This window comes from Pseudomonas sp. YQ_5, from assembly GCF_043103305.1.
GTDB classification, from domain to species: domain Bacteria; phylum Pseudomonadota; class Gammaproteobacteria; order Pseudomonadales; family Pseudomonadaceae; genus Aquipseudomonas; species Aquipseudomonas putida_Y.
In genome coordinates, this window is record NZ_JBICJS010000080.1 from 1 (window position 1) to 18,602 (window position 18,602).

Annotated in this window: 15 protein-coding genes; 5 read left to right on the top strand and 10 right to left on the bottom strand. The window is 63.4% G+C overall.

The features are described 5' to 3' along the window. Positions 1-573: 573 nt before the first annotated feature. Entirely contained in the window at positions 574-1,650 is a 1,077-nt protein-coding gene (gene mtnA, locus ACF8EA_RS18560; RefSeq protein ID WP_392522913.1) for an S-methyl-5-thioribose-1-phosphate isomerase, read from the bottom strand. 110 nt (positions 1,651-1,760) lie between these two features. On the opposite strand from mtnA, the gene ubiG reads away from it, so the two are divergent. The 3 genes from ubiG (at position 1,761) to ACF8EA_RS18575 (ending at position 4,031) form a co-directional block, all read left to right on the top strand. After that, complete coding sequence (gene ubiG, locus ACF8EA_RS18565) at positions 1,761-2,459, top strand: bifunctional 2-polyprenyl-6-hydroxyphenol methylase/3-demethylubiquinol 3-O-methyltransferase UbiG (RefSeq protein WP_012271034.1); 699 nt, start codon at positions 1,761-1,763, stop codon at positions 2,457-2,459. 2 nt (positions 2,460-2,461) lie between these two features. Further along, positions 2,462-3,133 carry an N-acetylmuramic acid 6-phosphate phosphatase MupP gene (mupP, locus tag ACF8EA_RS18570; RefSeq protein WP_021782445.1) on the top strand — a complete coding sequence of 224 codons (672 nt, stop codon included), beginning with the start codon at positions 2,462-2,464 and terminating at the stop codon, positions 3,131-3,133. Between the two features lie 157 nt (positions 3,134-3,290). After that, positions 3,291-4,031 (top strand): YciK family oxidoreductase, encoded by a 741-nt coding sequence (locus ACF8EA_RS18575; RefSeq protein ID WP_021782446.1) that lies wholly within the window; start codon positions 3,291-3,293, stop codon positions 4,029-4,031. A 117-nt stretch (positions 4,032-4,148) separates the two neighbouring features. Here ACF8EA_RS18575 and ACF8EA_RS18580 read toward each other — a convergent pair whose 3' ends face one another. The 7 genes from ACF8EA_RS18580 to ACF8EA_RS18610 form a co-directional block, all read right to left on the bottom strand. Beyond that, positions 4,149-4,934: an iron-containing redox enzyme family protein gene (locus ACF8EA_RS18580; protein ID WP_331245073.1), complete on the bottom strand. Its 786-nt coding sequence runs from the start codon at positions 4,932-4,934 to the stop codon at positions 4,149-4,151. A 30-nt stretch (positions 4,935-4,964) separates the two neighbouring features. Then, positions 4,965-7,421, bottom strand: coding sequence for an EAL domain-containing protein (locus tag ACF8EA_RS18585; protein ID WP_230064542.1), 2,457 nt, complete (start codon positions 7,419-7,421; stop codon positions 4,965-4,967). Positions 7,422-7,709: 288 nt separating this feature from the next. After that, positions 7,710-9,542, bottom strand: a complete 1,833-nt coding sequence (locus tag ACF8EA_RS18590; RefSeq protein WP_021782449.1) for an ABC transporter ATP-binding protein — start codon at positions 9,540-9,542, stop codon at positions 7,710-7,712. Beyond that, a complete protein-coding gene (locus tag ACF8EA_RS18595; RefSeq protein ID WP_084850784.1) occupies positions 9,535-10,167 on the bottom strand; it encodes a DsbA family protein in 633 nt (210 codons plus the stop codon). The genes ACF8EA_RS18590 and ACF8EA_RS18595 overlap by 8 nt, the downstream gene beginning before the upstream one ends. 3 nt (positions 10,168-10,170) lie before the next feature. Then, entirely contained in the window at positions 10,171-11,103 is a 933-nt protein-coding gene (locus ACF8EA_RS18600) for a rhodanese-related sulfurtransferase (protein ID WP_021782451.1), read from the bottom strand. A gap of 127 nt (positions 11,104-11,230) precedes the next feature. After that, a complete protein-coding gene (locus tag ACF8EA_RS18605) occupies positions 11,231-11,527 on the bottom strand; it encodes a BolA family transcriptional regulator (protein ID WP_010952797.1) in 297 nt (98 codons plus the stop codon). Positions 11,528-11,537: 10 nt separating this feature from the next. After that, positions 11,538-12,062 (bottom strand): DUF2059 domain-containing protein, encoded by a 525-nt coding sequence (locus ACF8EA_RS18610; protein WP_010952796.1) that lies wholly within the window; start codon positions 12,060-12,062, stop codon positions 11,538-11,540. A gap of 154 nt (positions 12,063-12,216) precedes the next feature. Between ACF8EA_RS18610 and ACF8EA_RS18615 the strand changes: the two genes are divergently transcribed. Continuing rightward, the gene (locus ACF8EA_RS18615) at positions 12,217-13,611 is read left to right on the top strand and encodes a class II fumarate hydratase (protein ID WP_021782452.1); all 1,395 of its coding nucleotides are present in this window, start codon (positions 12,217-12,219) and stop codon (positions 13,609-13,611) included. Between the two features lie 115 nt (positions 13,612-13,726). On the opposite strand, the gene ACF8EA_RS18620 is transcribed toward ACF8EA_RS18615, so the two are convergent. Both ACF8EA_RS18620 and pap read right to left on the bottom strand, forming a co-directional pair. Then, positions 13,727-14,680 (bottom strand): DMT family transporter, encoded by a 954-nt coding sequence (locus ACF8EA_RS18620; RefSeq protein ID WP_084850783.1) that lies wholly within the window; start codon positions 14,678-14,680, stop codon positions 13,727-13,729. Positions 14,681-14,857: 177 nt separating this feature from the next. Further along, complete coding sequence (gene pap, locus ACF8EA_RS18625) at positions 14,858-16,351, bottom strand: polyphosphate:AMP phosphotransferase (RefSeq protein WP_084850782.1); 1,494 nt, start codon at positions 16,349-16,351, stop codon at positions 14,858-14,860. Positions 16,352-16,487: 136 nt separating this feature from the next. On the opposite strand from pap, the gene mnmC reads away from it, so the two are divergent. Beyond that, on the top strand, positions 16,488-18,452 hold the full coding sequence (mnmC, locus tag ACF8EA_RS18630) for a bifunctional tRNA (5-methylaminomethyl-2-thiouridine)(34)-methyltransferase MnmD/FAD-dependent 5-carboxymethylaminomethyl-2-thiouridine(34) oxidoreductase MnmC (RefSeq protein ID WP_392522915.1): 1,965 nt from the start codon (positions 16,488-16,490) through the stop codon (positions 18,450-18,452). The last annotated feature ends 150 nt before the right edge of the window (positions 18,453-18,602 follow it).

Here is an 18,602-nt window from a genome sequence, read left to right on the forward strand (position 1 = left end):
GGCGACGCCCCTCTACCGCCATACAGGCGGCGCTCGCCCTCCCAGGCGACGCCCCTCTACCGCCATACCCTCAAGGCCACGCCGCCTGGCATGACGTTGCGCAATGGCCGGGTGGGTTTGCCGTGGGTTTTATGGTGTTGCGCAATGGCCGGGTGTGTTTGCCGTGGATTTTATGGTGTTGCAGATACCGAGCGCCGCCCGCGCGGCGCATCGCGAGCTTTGCTCGCTCCTACGTTTGTTTCTGGCCAGTAACACCTGTGGCAGACGCGCGCGACCGCCTTGTTTGTACGACGCGATATCGAGACATGCGCCAAGGCGTTCGCGCACAAATCCCACAGGAATGACTGGCCCGAAACAAACGTAGGAGCGAGCAAAGCTCGCGATGCGCCGCGCGGGCGGCGCTCGGTCTCGCAGGCGACGCCCATCTACCGCCATACAGGCGGCGCTCGGTCTCCCAGGAGACGCCCCTCTACCGCCATACAGGCGGCGCTCGCCCTCACAGGCAACACACCTCGACCGCCCTACCCCTCAATGCCGCCTCGACCGCCCCCTCAATGCCACCTCGACCCCCCCTCAATGCAACCGCTTGCGGCAAACCAGCTGAGCCAGCTTGGCAGCATCCGGGCGCTCGACAATGCCGCGCTCGGTCACGATCACATCGATCAGGTCGGCCGGCGTCACATCGAACACCGGATTGAACACCTCGACACCCGGCGACACCCGGGTACCGCCAAAGTCGAGCCACTCGTCGGCGTCACGCTCCTCCAGCGGGATATCCTCGCCCGTGGCCAGGTTCAGGTCGATGCTGGTGCTCGGTGCCACGACCATGAAGCGCACGCCATGGTGCATGGCACTGACAGCCAGCTGATAGGTGCCGATCTTGCCGGCCATGTCGCCATTGGCAGCGATGCAGTCCGCCCCCACCACCACCCAGGTGATGCCCTTGGTCTTCATGAGGTGGGCCAGCGCAGAGTCGGCACAAAGCGTCACCGGGATGCCCTCATTGGCCAGCTCCCAGCCGGTCAGGCGCGAACCCTGCAGCCAAGGGCGAGTCTCACCGGCATATACCCGCTCGACCATGCCCTCCAGGTAACCGGCACGGATCACCCCCAGCGCGGTGCCAAAGCCGCCAGTGGCAAGGGCGCCGGCGTTGCCGAAGGTGAGCAGGGCCTGGGCATTGCCCTGATGGCGACGGATCAGTTCGATACCCTGCTGGGCCATGGTCAGGTTGGCCTCACGGTCGCTTTCGTGAATGGCCACCGCTTCGGCCTCCAGCGCTGCCAGAACGTCTTCTTCCGGACGCAGGCGCTGCAGGCGCTCGCGCATGCGGTTCAGCGCCCAGAACAAGTTGGCGGCGGTAGGACGCGCTTCGGCCAGGGTGAGAAAGTCGTCTTCCAGGTCCATTTCCCAATCGCCGCCTTCGGCCAGCCGCTCTTCAAGGGCCAGTACCAGGCCGTAAGCTGCGGCAATACCGATTGCCGAGGCACCGCGCACCGCCATGTCGCGGATGGCTGCGGCCACCTGCGCAACATTGTCGCAGGCCAGCCAACGCTCCTCCGACGGCAGCAGGCGCTGGTCGAGCAGGTGCAAGGCGCCGCCCTGCCAGCGGATCGCGGTCACCTTCTCCGCCGCCAAAAGTCGCTCGCGCATTGCCTCTCCCCGTCATTCGGATATCAAAAGCCGGCGATTATAGCGACCCTCGGGGCCGAGCGCTCGGGTATACTCCGACGCAATTTTGCGAAGTTTCAGAGGACTGTTCAATGAGCAACGTCGACCGCGCCGAAATCGCCAAGTTCGAAGCGCTGGCCCACCGCTGGTGGGACCGCGAAAGCGAGTTCAAGCCGCTGCACGAAATCAACCCGCTGCGCGTCAACTGGATCGACGAGCGCGCCAGCCTGGCCGGCAAGAAAGTGCTGGACGTGGGTTGTGGTGGCGGCATCCTCAGCGAAGCCATGGCCCTGCGCGGTGCCACGGTCACCGGTATCGACATGGGCGAGGCGCCATTGGCGGTGGCCCAGCTACACCAGCTGGAGTCGGGCGTGCAGGTGGAATACCGGCAGATCACCGCCGAAGCCCTGGCCGAGGAAATGCCTGAACAGTTCGATGTGGTCACCTGCCTGGAAATGCTCGAGCACGTGCCCGACCCGTCTTCGGTGATTCGCGCCTGCTACCGCATGGTCAAGCCTGGTGGCCAGGTGTTCTTCTCCACCATCAACCGCAACCCCAAGGCCTACCTGCTGGCCATCGTCGGCGCCGAGTACATCCTGAAGATGCTGCCGCGCGGCACCCATGACTTCAAGAAGTTCATCCGCCCCTCCGAGCTGGGCGCCTGGAGCCGCGATGCCGGCCTGCAGGTGAAGGACATCATCGGCCTCACCTACAACCCGCTGACCAAGCACTACAAGCTCAACAGCGACGTCGACGTCAACTACATGATCCAGACCCTGCGCGAGGAATAAGCATGCGTTTGCGAGCAGTACTCTTCGACATGGACGGCACCTTGCTGGACACGGCGCCGGACTTCATCGCCATTTGCCAGGCCATGCTCGCCGACCGCGGGCTGCCGGCCGTTGACGACAACCTGATCCGTGGCGTGATCTCGGGTGGCGCCCGCGCCATGGTTGCCACTGCGTTCGCCATGGACCCGGATGCTGACGGCTTCGAGACCTTGCGCCTGGAGTTCCTCGAGCGTTACCAGCGCGACTGCGCGGTGCACAGCAAGCTGTTCGAGGGCATGGCCGAGCTGCTGGCCGACATCGAAAGAGGCAACCTGCTGTGGGGCGTAGTCACCAACAAGCCGGTGCGCTTCGCCGAGCCGATCATGCAGCAACTGGGCCTGGCCGAGCGTTCGGCGCTGTTGATCTGCCCGGACCACGTGAAAAATAGCAAACCCGACCCCGAGCCGCTGATCCTTGCCTGCAAGACGCTGAACCTGGACCCGGCCAGTGTGCTGTTCGTCGGCGACGACCTGCGCGACATCGAGTCTGGCCGTGACGCTGGCACCCGCACGGCGGCAGTGCGCTACGGCTATATTCATCCAGAGGACAACCCCAACAACTGGGGTGCCGACGTGGTGGTCGACCACCCGCTGGAACTGCGCAAAGTGATCGACAGCGCGCTGTGCGGCTGCTGAACCCAGACCGATGACCGGGCACCGCCTCTTTGTAGGAGCGGGTTTACCCGCGAATGCGCCAGCCCAGACAACACTGGCACCTGATCGGACGCATTCGCGGGTAAACCCGCTCCTACAATAGGCCCAGGCCGCCCACACGAACTCGAAGGACAGAACCATGTTCGACTACACCGCCCGCCCCGACTTGCTGCAAGGCCGGGTCATCCTGGTTACCGGTGCCGGCCGTGGCATTGGTGCCGCGGCTGCCAAGGCCTATGCCGCACTGGGCGCCACCGTGCTGCTGCTGGGCAAGACCGAGGCCAACCTGAACGAGGTCTACGACCAGATCGAAGCCGCCGGTCACCCGCAGCCGGTGGTCATCCCGTTCAACCTGGAAACCGCCCTGCCACACCAATACGACGAGTTGGCGGCCATGATCGAAGACCAGTTCGGTCGCCTCGATGGCCTGCTCAACAATGCGTCGATCATCGGCCCGCGCACGCCGCTGGAACAGCTGTCAGGCGACAACTTCATGCGCGTCATGCATATCAACGTCAATGCCACCTTCATGCTCACCAGCACCCTGCTGCCGCTGCTGAAGCTGTCGGAAGACGCCTCGGTGGTGTTCACCAGCAGCAGCGTCGGGCGCAAGGGCCGGGCTTACTGGGGCGCCTATGGCGTGTCGAAGTTCGCCACCGAAGGCCTGATGCAGACCTTGGCCGATGAACTGGAAGGCGTGGCGCCGGTGCGCTCCAACAGCATCAACCCCGGCGCCACGCGCACGGCGATGCGGGCCCAGGCCTACCCCGGCGAGAACCCGCAGAACAACCCGCTGCCCGAAGAAATCATGCCGGTATACCTGTACCTGATGGGGCCGGACAGCACAGGAGTGAACGGGCAGGCGTTCAACGCTCAATAAACCTGCACTGGCCTCTTCGCGGGCTTGCCCGCTCCCACAGGTATGGCTCAGTCCTTGAGGGCTGCGCAGTGCCTATGGGAGCGGCAAGCCCGTGAAGAGGCCGCTACAGGCGAACGATCAGCCGGCAGCCAACGCCGGCCGCATACGGCCTTGCTGGCGCCCTTCCAGCTGCATGCAGCGCTCCAGGAACAGGTACATGCAGTCGTAGCTCTTGCAAATGGCCCTGCGCAGCTCGTTGCGCAACCCCAGGGTCGGGTTTTCACCGGCCAGGGTACAGATGATTTCCAGCGCCTCCCACGGGTGCGCATCGTCATATTGGGCATGCATCTTCAGCCACTTCATCGCCCGCTTGCGCCCTTCTTCCGGAAAACCCTGCGCATAGGTGTCGGTCGAGCACACCACCGCCGACCATTCACCGGTCGCACCTTCGATGGCGTAGTTGGTAGCCGCCATGGAAATGGCCAGGTTCTCGGTGGCGCACACCCGCCAGCACCAGTCGTTCAGGCCGTTCAGCTCGGGCGGCACTTCTTGCGCCTGCAACTCGTGCAGGTGCACACCGTGCGCCTGGCACCAGTTCACCCAGTAGTCGGCATGGTTGAGCTCGACGCGGATGTTGCGCATCAGCCAGCGCCGCGCCATGTCTTCGCCCTGGTGCCGGCCATAGCGGGTTTTGGTCAGGTTATGCGCCATGTACAACGAAAACTGCTCCACCACCGGCCAGCCCCCGATCAAGTACTGACGGATGGTCGATTGCTTAAGCTGGCCATCGCGTAGACGGGCATAAAACTCATGCTCAACCACCCGTCGCTTGCTCTCGCGGCAGTCTTCAATCAGTTGCTGGGCCCATTGGGGGTAACTGGCGAGGTCCATCAAAGGCCCGATACGAACGAATGCGTCAATCACTTTCAGCTCCTTGATCCTTGTGATTTCCAACTAGCGAAACGTGCCAGGTGCTCGCTGCAACAGAGGCCGGGCGGCGATCCGTTGGCGCTGCAGACTGTCACAGGTGAACACCTGGGGGCGTTCGATCAGGTAGCCCTGGGCGTAATCCACGCCTATTTCCTGCAAGGCCTGCTCGATCAAGGGTGTTTCGACGAACTCGGCAATAGTGCGCTTACCCATCACATGGCCGATATGGTTGATGACCTCGACCATGGCCCGGTTGACCGGGTCGTCGAGCATGTCCTTGACGAAACTCCCGTCAATCTTCAGGTAATCCACGGGCAAATGCTTGAGATAGGCGAACGACGACATGCCGGCGCAAAAATCATCAAGCGAGAAACGGCAACCCAGCCCTTTCAACTCGTTGATGAAGCGAATGGCGCTGCCCAGGTTGGCAATGGCGCTGGTTTCGGTAATTTCGAAACAGATCATCCGCGGCGGAATGGCGTATTCGACGAACAACCGCTGGAGGTATTCAAGGAACTTGTCGTCGCCAATGCTGGAGCCTGACAGGTTGATGGCACAGGTCGACAACGGCCCTTCACGCCCTTCTTCCAGGCACTGGCGTATGACCATGAACACATTGCGCACCACCCAGCGGTCCAGCGCAGTCATCAGGCCGTAGCGCTCGGCGGCCGGGATGAAGCTGCTGGGCAGGATGGTGCGGCCGCTTTCATCGTGCAGGCGCAACAGAATTTCGATATGGCCCGGGCCCTCGAAGGTTTTAAGCGGGGCGATTTCCTGGGCGTAGAGGCAAAAGCGGTTTTCTTCCAGGGCCACATGCAGGCGCTGGATCCAGGCCATTTCGCCAAAACGCATGGACAGTTCGCTGTCGTCGGCGTGGTACACCTGCACACGGTTTCGGCCCTTTTCCTTGGCCATGTAGCAGGCCATGTCGGCGGCGCGCAGAGAGGCCTCCAGGGTGCCGGGGGCCTGGGCCATATGCACCAGGCCAATGCTGACCGTGGTCACGAACGGCCGCCCTTTCCATACGAAGTGCAGGCTCTGCACCAGTTGACGTAATTGTTCGGCAATGCGCTCGGCCTGGTCGGGCGGGCAGTTTTCCAGCAGCACGCCAAATTCATCGCCACCCAGCCGCGCCAGCGTATCGCCCTCACGCAGGCCGGATTGCAGCACCGCGCAGATGTGCCGCAACAACTCATCGCCGGCCGCGTGGCCACAGGTGTCGTTGACCAGCTTGAACTGGTCGAGGTCAAGGAACATCAGCGAGTGCCGCCCGGCCTGACGCGCCAGGTCGTTGAGCGCCTGCTCCAGGCGGTATTCGAACTCGCGGCGGTTGGCCAGCCCGGTCAGGGCGTCATGGGTTGCCTGCCAGGACAGATTGGCGATGTACTGGCGCTCCTGGGTCATATCGTGCAGCACCAGCACAATGCCACTGACCTGGCCATCACTGACAATCGGCGAGCCCACCAGGTTGATCGACACAGTACTGCCGTCCAGGCGCTGGATCAGCCGGGCATGCTCGGAGCCGCCCTTGAGGCTACCGCCGAGCACCTGTTCGACCAGGCTGCGACCATCATCCTCGGCGTGCTCATCAACCAGGCTGAACAGCGCTGACAGTGGCAGGCCCTGAGCCTGGCCGGATTGCCAGTGGGTCAATTGTTCGGCGGCCGGGTTCATATAGCCGATATTGCCCTCGACATCGGTGGTGATCACCGCATCACCGATGGCCTGCAGGGTAATCTGCGCACGCTCTTTTTCTTCCTGCAGGGCACTGGCAAAGGCCTGGCGCTGGGCCAGCAGCTTGCTGGAGCGCCCCCAGGCAATCGCTATCAGGAACATCGCGGTCAGCAGGTTGGTGATCAGCAGCACCCGGAGCAGTGCGCGCGAGCCCTCGCCCAAGGCATCGCTGAAGGCCTTGGCCGCTGGGGTCACGCCTTCGTTGATGGCGACAATGCGGGCCTTCCAATCGCTGACGGTGTCGGCATCCACCGGGCCACTGGCAAAACGCTGGCGCATTTCACCGGCCAGCACATCCAGTTTGGCCAGATAGTCGTCGCCGATGTCCCAGTAATCAATGGCTGTCTGCATATAGCTGACATGGCGGAAATTGCTGTAGAACCAGATGATCCGCGTGACATCGTCAGGGTGGTTGCCACCTTGCAGTACCGCCTGTCGCGCGGCGTCCAGATCAGGGTTGGGGTGGTCGAGCACCTCGCGCAGGCGATGGTCACCCTGAGGCACGGTAATGGCCTGGCGATAGCGTTGGTAGGTGCTGTCGTCGCGCGTCTCGCTGTACAGATTGAGGTAGTAGATGGCATCTTTCTGCGCCTTGGACCACAGGCTTTCGCCCGCGACATAGGCGCGCACGGCCGAAAGCGTATAAAGGCTGAGGCTGCCCAACGCGACCTGAAGGACCACGACGGCGATGAAAGGCCATGTGATGCCGAGCAACTTTGGCGCTTCGAGTGTGCGATTTCCCTTCATGGAGTCCCTGTCACAGAGCAGATAAGGCGTAAATCGACCCAGACAAGCACAGCGTAGGCCATTTGCCATCGCTGTGGAGGGGATTTTTATGACAAGGAATCGGGGAATTTGTACAGCGTATGCGCTGGCCATGGTAGGAGCGGGTTTACCCGCGAAGAGGACACCGCGGTGGATGGCACGGGCTTCGCCCGTGTTCGCGGGCAAGCCCGCTCCCACAGGGATCGCACCAGCTTTTAGAAATTGAGCAAGACAGTTGCTCTCACAAGCCCGGTGAAGGCAGCCAGATAATCAGCTCTGCTGCAGGTGCCCGTAAAGCTTGGCATATAACCCACCCTCGGCTATCAGCTGCTGATGGTCGCCGTCTTCGGCCACGTGCCCGCCATCGAACACCAGCACCCGGTCGGCCTGTTTCACCGCCGACAACCGATGGGCGATGATCAGCGTGGTGCGGCCGCTGAGGAAGCGCGCCAAGGCCTGATGCAGGTTGTACTCGGTGGCAGCATCCAGGGCTGAGGTGGCCTCGTCGAGGATCACCACCTTGGGCTCAGCCAGCACCATGCGGGCAATGGCCAGGCGCTGGCGCTGGCCACCGGACAAGCGCACGCCTGAACGCCCCACCACACTGTCCAGGCCCTGCGGCAAGGCGGCGATGGTGGCATCCAGCTGGGCGATACGCAGCGCCTGCCAGCACGCATCATCGCTGCAGTCGCGGCCCATGGTCAGGTTGGCACGCACGCTGTCGTTGAACAGCGACGGGTGCTGCAACACCACCGCGACGTTCTCGCGCAGGGTTTCCAGGCCGATTTCCTGCAGGCTGGCACCGCCAAAGCGAATGGTCCCGGCCTGGGCGCTATAAAGGCCCAGCAACAGCTGCACCAACGTGCTCTTGCCGCCGCCGCTGGCACCGACAATCGCCACCTTCTCACCCGCAGCGATAGACAGGTCGAGGTGGTCGAGCACCGGCTCGTCGGCATAGGCAAAGCGCAGATCGCGCACTTCAATGCCCACCGTTTCGCGCCCGGCGAACGGGTTGCTGGCGGCCGGGTATTGCGGCTCGTCGGCACGCGCCAGCAGTTCGTTGAGGCGGCTCAGCGCACCGCCTGCGGCGTAGTACGCATATTGCAGATTAAGCAGTTGCTCCACCGGGCCGATCATGAACCACAGGTAGCTGAACACCGCCAGCATCTGGCCGATCGACAGATCGGAAAACAGCACGGTCAGCATGGCCGCCGCACGGAAAATGTCGATGCCGAACTGGAACAGCAGGCCACTGGCACGGCCACTGGCATCGCTTTTCCATTGCGAGTCCACGGCGTAATCGCGCACCTCGCGGGCACGCAGGCCAAGGCGGCCAAGGAAGTAGCCCTGGCGGTTACCGGCGCGGATTTCCTGGATGGCATCGAGGGTTTCCGCCAGCGCCTGGGTAAAGCGCGCGGTGCTGTCGTTCTCAAGCTTTTTCAGGTGTTTGACGCGCTTGCCCAACTGCACCGTGAAGTAGATCACCAGCGGGTTGAACAGCAAGATCAGCAAGGCCAGCTGCCAGTGCATCCAAATCAGGATGGCCGCCGTGCCGGTCAAGGTCAGCATGGCCACCAGGAAGCGGCTGAGAGTTTCGCCAACGAACTTGTCGAGGGTGTCCAGGTCAGTGACCAGGTGGGTGGTCACCGTGCCGCTGCCCAGGCTTTCGTATTCCTTCAGCGAAATACGCTTGAGCCGCTCGATCAGGCGGATGCGCAGGCGGTAGACAATGTCCTTGGCCAGCCCGGCGAACAGCTTGGACTGGATGACGTTGAACGCCAGCGCGGCCAGGCGCAGGCACAAGGTGAGCGCCAGCATCAGGCCGATGTAGCCGGCTGCCACCTGCCAGCCGGACGGCAGCAGGTGGTTCATCCACTTCAGCGCGGCGTCACCATGGCCGAGCAGCACTTCGTCCACCAACAGCGGCAGCAGCAGCGGAATGGGCACGCTGCAACATGCCGCCAGTAACGCTATAAGGTTGGCGGACCAGAGGTTTTTCTTGTGATGCAGGGCCAGGCGGCGGATTTCCGCCCAGCTCAGTCGATCGCCCGCAGTGTAAGGCTTGCCCGGTACCGGGTCGGGTGAGCCAGGCACATCAAGCACAGGCGGCCTGCTGCAGCCAGCGGCCGAGCAAGGGTTGCAGGCGCTCCAGCGGCTGATAGCCGTTGGTCAGCAAGGCCAGTTGGCCATTGCGCTCGGCCAGCAGGGTCGGGAAACCGGCAATACCCAGGTCCTGAGCCCAGGCGAAGTCGGCCGCGGTGGCGGCACGGGTATCGGCACGGGCGAAGGTTTCGGCGAACGTGGCACGGTCGAAGCCACACTGCGAGGCTAGCTCGACCAGCTGCGGCGCGATGGTCACATCGACGCCCTGCTCGTAGAACGAACGCTGGATCAACGCCAGCAGCGGCCAGACGCGCTCGGCATCCAGCTCGCGGGCCGTGACCAGGGCGCGGCAGGCCGGCTCGGTGTCGTAGACGAAGCCGTCAGGCATGGCCCCCTCGAAGCGGAACGGCTGGCCGGTAGCATCAGCCACCGCCTGCCAGTGTTCCAGGATGTACTTGCGAGTGGAGCTGTCCAGGGCGCTGCCGCCAGTGCGCAGCCCGCCCGGTACCAAGTGGGTAGGCACGCCTGCCTCACGCGCCTGGGCGATCAGGGCCGCAGCCACTGGCGCAAAACCCCAGCACCAGGAGCACATCGGGTCCATCACATAGATCAGGCGTGCAGACATGCTTCAAGCCTCAGCTTTGTAGTTGTAACCGATCGGGTGCGGCAGGTTGCGGGCCTTGGCCAGCTCGATCTGCTTCTGCCGGTCGATGGCACTGCGCCGGGTCTTCTCGCTTAGGCTGTCCCAGCAATGCGGGCAGCTGACACCTGGCGAATAGTGCTCGGACGCGCGCTCCTCTGCATTGATCGGGTGGCGGCAGGCGTGGCACTGGTCGTACTCGCCTTCGCTCAGGTCATGGCGCACCGTAACCCGGTTGTCGAAGACGAAGCAGTCGCCGTCCCACAGGCTTTCTTCCTGAGGCACTTCCTCGAAGTATTTCAGGATGCCGCCCTTAAGATGATAGACCGACTCGAAGCCTTCACCGAGCATGTAGCTGGAGGCCTTTTCGCAACGGATGCCGCCGGTGCAGAACATGGCGACCTTCTTGTGCTTGCTCGGGTCGAAATTGGCCTTGATGTACTCCGGGAACTCGCGGAAGGTTTCGGTCTTCGGGTCGATGGCGCCCTTGAATGTACCGATGGCCACTTCGTAGTCGTTGCGGGTGTCGATCAGCAGCACTTCCGGGTCGCTGATCAGGGCGTTCCAGTCCTTGGGCTCGACATAAGTGCCAACGGCCTGGTTGGGGTCTACGCCCGGCACGCCGAGGGTGACGATCTCTTTCTTGAGCTTGACCTTGGTGCGGTAGAACGGCTGTTCGTCGCAGTACGACTCTTTATGGTCGATATCGACCAGACGCGGGTCGTTGCGCAACCAGGTCAGCAGGCCATCAATGCCCTCCCGGGTGCCTGACACGGTGCCGTTGATGCCCTCCTGGGCCAGCAGCAGGGTGCCTTTGACGTTGTTGTCGAGCATGGTCTTGAGCAGCGGCTCGCGCAGCTCGACGTAGTCTTCCAGGGTGACGAACTTGTACAGCGCCGCGACGACGATGGCTTGAGACATGTAACGGAATCTCCAGGTGGTTGCCCTCGTAAGGGGCGGACCGGGTTTGACAGTTGCACAAAAAGCAGGGGGCCGCTAAGCGGCCCCCTTTGGGTGATGCAGATTCTACCAGAACAACAAAACGGTTTCAGTGCCCGCCGCCCGCACACACGGGCGAGGCTGGTGCAACGCCGACCTTGGCCCACTCTTCGGCGGTGTAGGTGTGGATGGCCAGGGCGTGGATCTCGCCCATCAGCTCACCCATGGTGGCGTACACCTTCTGGTGGCGCTTGACGCTGTTCAGCCCGGCGAACTGCTCGCTGACGATCACGGCCTTGTAGTGGGTCTCCTGACCACGACTGTGCATGTGACTTTCATTGAGCACTTCCAGGTGTTGCGGCGCCAGCGCGGCCAGTTGCTGTTCGATACGTTGTTGCATAGTCATTGCGGCGTACTCACTTCTTCGCTGGGGCAGCGGCCTTGCCTGCGTTCGGGTCCAGCTCTTTGGTCATGTCTTCCAGCAGCTTGTTCACCACTGGAACGGCTGGCTCCAGGCTCTGCTGGGTCAGCTGTGCCGACTGCTGGGTGACCTTGGGCATTTCACGCAGCACTTTCTTGCCCAGCGGCGATTCGTAGAACTTGACCAGGTCCTTCAGTTCCTGCTCGGTGAAGGTGCGGGTGTACAGGTCGACCATCTTCGGCTTCAGCTTGTTCCAGCCGATGGCGTTGTCCAGCGCGGCATTGGCCTTGGCCTGGTAGCTTTCCAGTACGGGCTGCTTGGCGGCCGGGGCCTTGGTCTGGGCGAAACGCTGGGCAAACATCTGCTGCACTTGCATGTACACCGGGGTGCCCAGCTTGTCGGCGTTGGCCAAGGTCAGGAATTTCTCGGCAGCAGCGTTGTGACTGGCGGTGGCAGCGAGCACCTGGCCGCTGGCGCAAACCAGGGCAACGGCGGCACAAAGGACACGGAGACGGGTCATTGCATTTCCTTCAAAGAGAGGGAGGCGGGCACCTCAGAGTAGAGCATTCTGCGCCGTGGTGGCGATGTGCTCAAGTGGCACGACGAGCGACGGAACCGCTCGGTCGAATCAGGGCCTAAACTGCGATTTCGAACTACACAGGAGTGAGTACAGAATGAGCCGTATCGAGACAGACAGCCTGGGCCCGGTCGAAGTTCCGGAGGACGCCTACTGGGGTGCGCAGACCCAGCGTTCGCTGATCAACTTCGCCATTGGCAAGGAGCGCATGCCCCGCGCGGTATTGCACGCCCTGGCACTGATCAAGAAGGCCGCGGCGCGCGTCAACGACCGCAATGGCGACCTGCCGGCCGACATCGCCCGGCTGATCGAGCAGGCCGCCGATGAGGTGCTGGATGGCCAGCACGACGATCAGTTCCCGCTCGTCGTCTGGCAGACGGGCAGCGGTACCCAGAGCAACATGAATGTCAACGAGGTGATCGCCGGGCGCGCCAACGAACTGGCCGGAAAAGGCCGTGGCGGCAAGGCGCCAGTACACCCCAATGACCACGTAAACCGCTCGCAGAGCTCCAACGACTGCTTCCCCACCGCCATGCACATTGCGGCAGCCCAGGCGGTGCATGAAAAGCTGCTGCCGGCCGTCACCGAACTGTCTTCGGGGCTGGCCGAGCTGTCGATGCGTCACCACAAGCTGGTGAAAACCGGCCGCACACACATGATGGACGCCACGCCGATTACCTTCGGCCAGGAAGTGTCGGCCTTCGTCGCCCAGCTCGATTACGCCCAGCGCGCCATCCGCGCCACCCTGCCGGCGGTGTGCGAACTGGCCCAGGGCGGTACTGCCGTGGGTACCGGGCTCAACGCTCCACAGGGTTTTGCTGAGGCCATCGCTGCCGAACTGGCGGCGCTGTCCGGGCTGCCGTTCATCACGGCACCCAACAAGTTCGCCGCTCTCGCCGGCCACGAACCGCTGACCAGCCTGGCGGGGGCCCTGAAGACCCTGGCCGTGGCCCTGATGAAAATCGCCAACGACCTGCGCCTGCTGGGGTCCGGCCCGCGCGCCGGGCTTGCCGAGGTGCGCCTGCCAGCCAACGAGCCGGGCAGCTCGATCATGCCGGGCAAGGTCAACCCCACTCAGTGCGAGGCGCTGTCGATGCTGGCCTGCCAGGTACTGGGCAACGACGCGGCCATCGGCTTTGCCGCCAGCCAGGGGCATTTGCAGTTGAATGTGTTCAAGCCGGTAATCATCCATAACCTGCTGCAGTCCATCGAGTTGCTGGCCGATGGTTGCCGCAACTTCCAGGCACATTGCGTGGCGGGTATCGAGCCGGATGCCGAGCAGATGGCCGCGCACCTGGAGCGCGGGTTGATGCTGGTGACGGCGCTGAACCCGCATATCGGCTATGACAAGGCGGCAGAAATTGCCAAGAAGGCTTACAGCGAGGGCACGACCTTGCGCGAGGCGGCATTGGCCTTGAAGTACCTGACCAATGAGCAGTTCGACCAGTGGGTGCGGCCGGAGGACATGCTGGCGCCGGGCGGCAAGGGCTGACTGCTCTGTAGCCTGTACCGGCCCTTTCGCGGGTAAACCCGCTCCTACGCCGAGAGGCGATCCATTGTAGGAGCGGGTTTACCCGCGAAAGGGCCGGTACAGGCAATCGACAGACCTAGGCCAACCGCGCCCTGCGGGCCCGCCAACCCGCCACCAGCGAGGGCCCCAGCGCCACCAGCGCCGAACCGAACACCACCGTGACCGCCCCCACATAGCCCAGGGCGTTGATGTCCTCGGCATGCACATAGTCAGGCCACACCAATGCCGCCAGCGCCACCGCAACGAAGGTCACCAGCGGGGTCAGCGCCAGCGTGGCACTTACCCGTGAGGCCTCCCAGTGCGCCAGCGCTTCGGCAAAGGCGCCGTATGCCACCAGGGTGTTCAGGCAACAGGCCAGCAGCAGCCAGCCTTGTACCGGGGTCAGTTGCAAGGCCTCCAGCGGGTGCACCCAAGGTGTCAGCAACGCAGCACAGCTGAGGTAGATCACCATCATCACCTGCTGCGAATGCCACACGGTCAGCAACTGCTTCTGGCTCAGGGCGTAGAACACCCAGATACTGGTCGCCAGCAAGATGGTCAATACGCCCGTGGTATAGGCACCCAGTGAAGTCAGCAATTCCTCCAGGCGCTGGTTGAAGAACAGGCCAAACCCTGCCAGCAGCACCAACAGCCCCATGCCCTGCCCCACACTGAAGCGCTCGCGGAACACGAACACGCTGGCCACCAGCAACAGCACCGGGCCGATCTGTACCACCAGTTGTGCGGTGCCCGGGCTAAGCAGTTTGAGACCGATCAGGTAAAGCACGTAGTTGCCCATCAGGCCGAACACCGCAACCAGCACCAGGCCCTTGCCCCTGGGCGCCAGTTTGCGGATGGACGGCAAACGCCGTTGAGCCGCCAGCCAGGCGAACAGCAGGCCACCGGAGACCAGCAGCCGGTACCAGGTGACGGTGATTGGGTCGACCACTTGCAATACCTGCTTGAGCTTGATCGGCAGGATGCCCCAGAGCAGCGCCGTCAGAAGTGCCAGGAACAGCCCATAGCCCCAGCGGCCAGAAGTGGTGTGCATAAAATCCTCGATCAAGCCCGTGGTAGGGGTGATTGAATTCTACGGGGTTGGAGGACGGTCACGGTGCAGAGTGCCGAGAAAAGAATTCATCAGGTCATTCTTCCAGGGCATGGCTGGGGGGCGAGGTGTTGCCTGTGCTGACCGCGAAAGCGCCAGAACAGGCAACATCACCTTCGGCTATTTCTTGTGCTTGGCAAACGCCTCTTCCAGCGCCTGGTTGATGGTGCGCAACACCTTCACCCGCGCCCAGCGCTTGTCATTGGCCTCCACCAGCGTCCACGGGGCAATCTCGCTGCTGGTACGGTCGACCATGTCGCCCACAGCCTGGCTGTACTCGCCCCACTTGTCGCGGTTGCGCCAGTCATCCTCGGTGATCTTGTAGCGTTTGAACGGAATCTGCTCTCGCTCTTCGAAGCGCTCCAGTTGGGTCTGCTGATCGATGGCCAGCCAGAACTTGACCAGCACAACGCCGGCATCCACCAACTGCTCTTCAAAGTCGTTGATCTCGCTGTAGGCACGCATCCAGTCAGCCGGGCTGCAGAAGCCTTCCACCCGCTCCACCAGCACCCGGCCATACCACGAGCGGTCGAAGATGGTGAACTTGCCACGTGCCGGGATGTGCCGCCAGAACCGCCACAGGTACGGCTGGGCGCGCTCTTCTTCGGTGGGTGCGGCAATCGGCACGATGCGGTACTGACGTGGGTCCAGCGCCGCCGCCACGCGTCGGATGGCGCCCCCCTTGCCGGCCGCGTCGTTGCCCTCGAACACCGCCACCAGCGCGTGCCGGCGCATGCGCTTGTCACGCAGCAGACCGGCCAGACGGGCCTGTTCGGTGATCAACTGTTCCTGATAGTCGGCCTTGTCCAGGCGCAACGTCATGTCCAGCGCGCCAAGCAGGCTGCGGTCGTCGATGCTATGGCTCAGCGGGGCCACGTTGCCCTGGTGCTTGCCCTTGGGATTATTGGCCAGCGCGGCTTGCAGGCTTTCCAGCAGAATGCGCCCCACCGCCAGGCTGCGGTAATTCGGGTCTACCCCTTCGATGATGTGCCATGGTGCATAGTCGCGGCTGGTGCGGCGCAGCACGCGCTCACCAAAGCGCACGAAGCGGTCGTACGTTTGCGACTGCTGCCAATCCAACGGGCTGATCTTCCAGCTGTGCAGCGGGTCGTCCTTGAGCGATTTCAGCCGTGCCTTCATCTGCTTCTTGGACAGGTGGAACCAGAACTTGATGATCAGCGCACCCTCATCGCAAAGCATCTCCTCCAGGCGTTCGGCACCGGTAATGGCCTGATCGAGCACGGCATCCTTGAACACCCCGTGTACCCGCCCCTGCAGCATCTGGCTGTACCAGTTGCCAAAGAACACACCCATCCGCCCCTTGGGTGGCAAGGCCCGCCAATAGCGCCAGGCGGGCGGGCGGGCCAGCTCTTCGTCGGTCTGCTGGTCGAAGGTGAGCACATCGATCATGCGCGGGTCCATCCACTCGTTGAGCAGCTTTACCGTCTCACCCTTGCCGGCGCCTTCGATGCCGTTGATCAGCACGATCACCGGAAACCGCGCCTGCTGCTTGAGTTCGTACTGGGCTTCGAGCAGGGCCTCGCGTAAAGCGGGTACCTCGGCGTCGTAAGCCTCCTTGTCGATGCTGTGGCCGATTTCGGCAGATTCGAACATGCACTGGCTCCTTCAATGGATAAGCAAGACTAGCGGATTTCATTTCTGCCTGTACGGGCCTCTTCACGAATGAACGCGCTCCCACAGCTCATCCGGATGGCATAAAATCCCGCCATCCGCTGCAACCGAGCCCACCATGCCCACCCTCCTCCAGCACGCCCAGATCGACTGGGACGACCAGGGCCGCCCCCATTCGCGGCACTATGACGACGTCTATTTCGCAGTCAACGAAGGCATCGAAGAAACCAAGCACGTGTTCCTCGGCCAGACCCGCCTGGCCGAGCGTTTTGCCAACCTGGCGCCGCATGCCTGCACGGTGATCGGCGAAACCGGCTTCGGCACCGGCATGAATTTTTTCTGCACCTGGCAGCTGTTTGACCAGCACGCACACAGCGACGCGCGCCTGCACTTCGTCAGCGTCGAAAAGTACCCACTCGCCCACGCCGACATGGCCCGCGCAGTAAGCCTGTGGCCTGAACTGGCCGCCTATACGGGGCCGCTGCTGGAGCAGTACGTGGCGGTGCACCCGGGCTTTCAGCAGTTCACCTTCGCCGATGGCAGGGTCACCCTGACCCTGTTGATAGGCGATGTGCTGGAACAGCTGCCGCAGCTCGATGCGCAGATCGATGTGTGGTTCCTCGACGGCTTCGCCCCCGCCAAGAACCCCGACATGTGGACCCCGGCGCTGTTTGCGCAACTTGCGCGGCTATCGCATCCGGGCACGGTGCTGGGCACCTTCACCACCACCGGCTGGGTACGCCGCAGCCTGGTCGAAGCTGGCTTCGCCATGAAGAAGGTGCCAGGCATCGGCAAGAAGTGGGAGGTGATGAGCGGCGCCTACGTCGGCCCCCTGCCCGGCCCATGCGCGCCCTGGTACGCGCGCCCCGCTGTTGCGCAGGGGCCGCGCGAGGTGCTGGTGATCGGTGCCGGACTTGCCGGCAGCAGCAGCGCCGCCAGCCTGGCCCGGCGTGGCTGGCAGGTTACCGTGCTGGAGCGCCACGAAGCCCCGGCCCAGGAAGCTTCGGGCAACCCGCAAGGGGTGCTGTACCTCAAGCTGTCCGCCCATGGCACCGCACTGTCGCAGATGATCCTGTCCGGGTTCGGCTACACCCGGCGCCAACTGCAGCGGTTGCAGCGCGGCCGTGACTGGGATGCCTGCGGGGTGCTGCAACTGGCCTTCGACAGCAAGGAGGCCGAACGCCAGGGCAAGCTGGCTGTCGCCTTCGACCACGGCTTGCTGCACTGCCTGGCGCGCGCCGAGGCCGAAGCCATCGCCGGCGTGGCGTTGCCTGGCGGCGGGTTGTTCTACCCCGAAGGTGGCTGGGTGCACCCACCGGCGCTGTGCCAGCAGCAGTTGCAGCACCCCGGTATTCACCTGGTGGCCCACCAGGAAGTGCTCGAACTGCGCAAAGTGGGTGAACGGTGGCAGGCCTGGGCTGGCGACCAACTATTAGCCAGCGCTCCAGTGGTGGTCCTGGCCGGCGCGGCCGATGTGCGGCGCTTCGAACCTTGCGCGCAGTTACCACTCAAGCGCATTCGTGGGCAGATCACCCGCTTGCCGGCCACCGCCAGCAGCCAGGCGCTACGCACCGTGGTGTGCGCGGAGGGCTATGTGGCACCGCCGCGCGAGGGTGAACATACACTGGGGGCAAGTTTTGACTTCCACAGTGAAGACCTTGCGCCGACGGTGGCCGAGCACCGGGGCAACCTGGCGTTGCTGGATGAAATTTCTACTGACCTGGCCCGGCGCCTGGGCGTGGCCGAGCTGAACCCCGAGCAACTGCAAGGGCGCGCGGCGTTCCGTTGTACCAGCCCGGATTATTTGCCGATTGTCGGGCCGATGGCTGACGCGCAGGCGTTTGCCGAAGCTTATGCCGCGTTGGGGCGTGATGCCCGGCAGGTGCCGGATGTGGCCTGCCCTTGGCTGGAGGGGTTGTATGTGAACAGCGGGCATGGGTCGCGCGGGTTGATCACGGCACCTTTGAGCGGGGAACTGGTGGCCGCCTGGGTGTGCGGCGAGCCGTTGCCGTTGCCGCGGGAGGTGGCGCAGGCGTGTCATCCGAACCGGTTTGCCTTGCGCAGGCTGATCCGGGGGAAGTGATTGCTTCGGGCGCATGGCGTTGAATTTATTGCGCCGGTGAGATCGAGCGCCGCCCGCGCGGCGCATCGCGAGCTGCGCTCGCTCCTACGTTTGTTTCGGGCCAATTATTCCTGGGGGATTTGCGCGCGAACGCTTTGGTGTATGACTCTG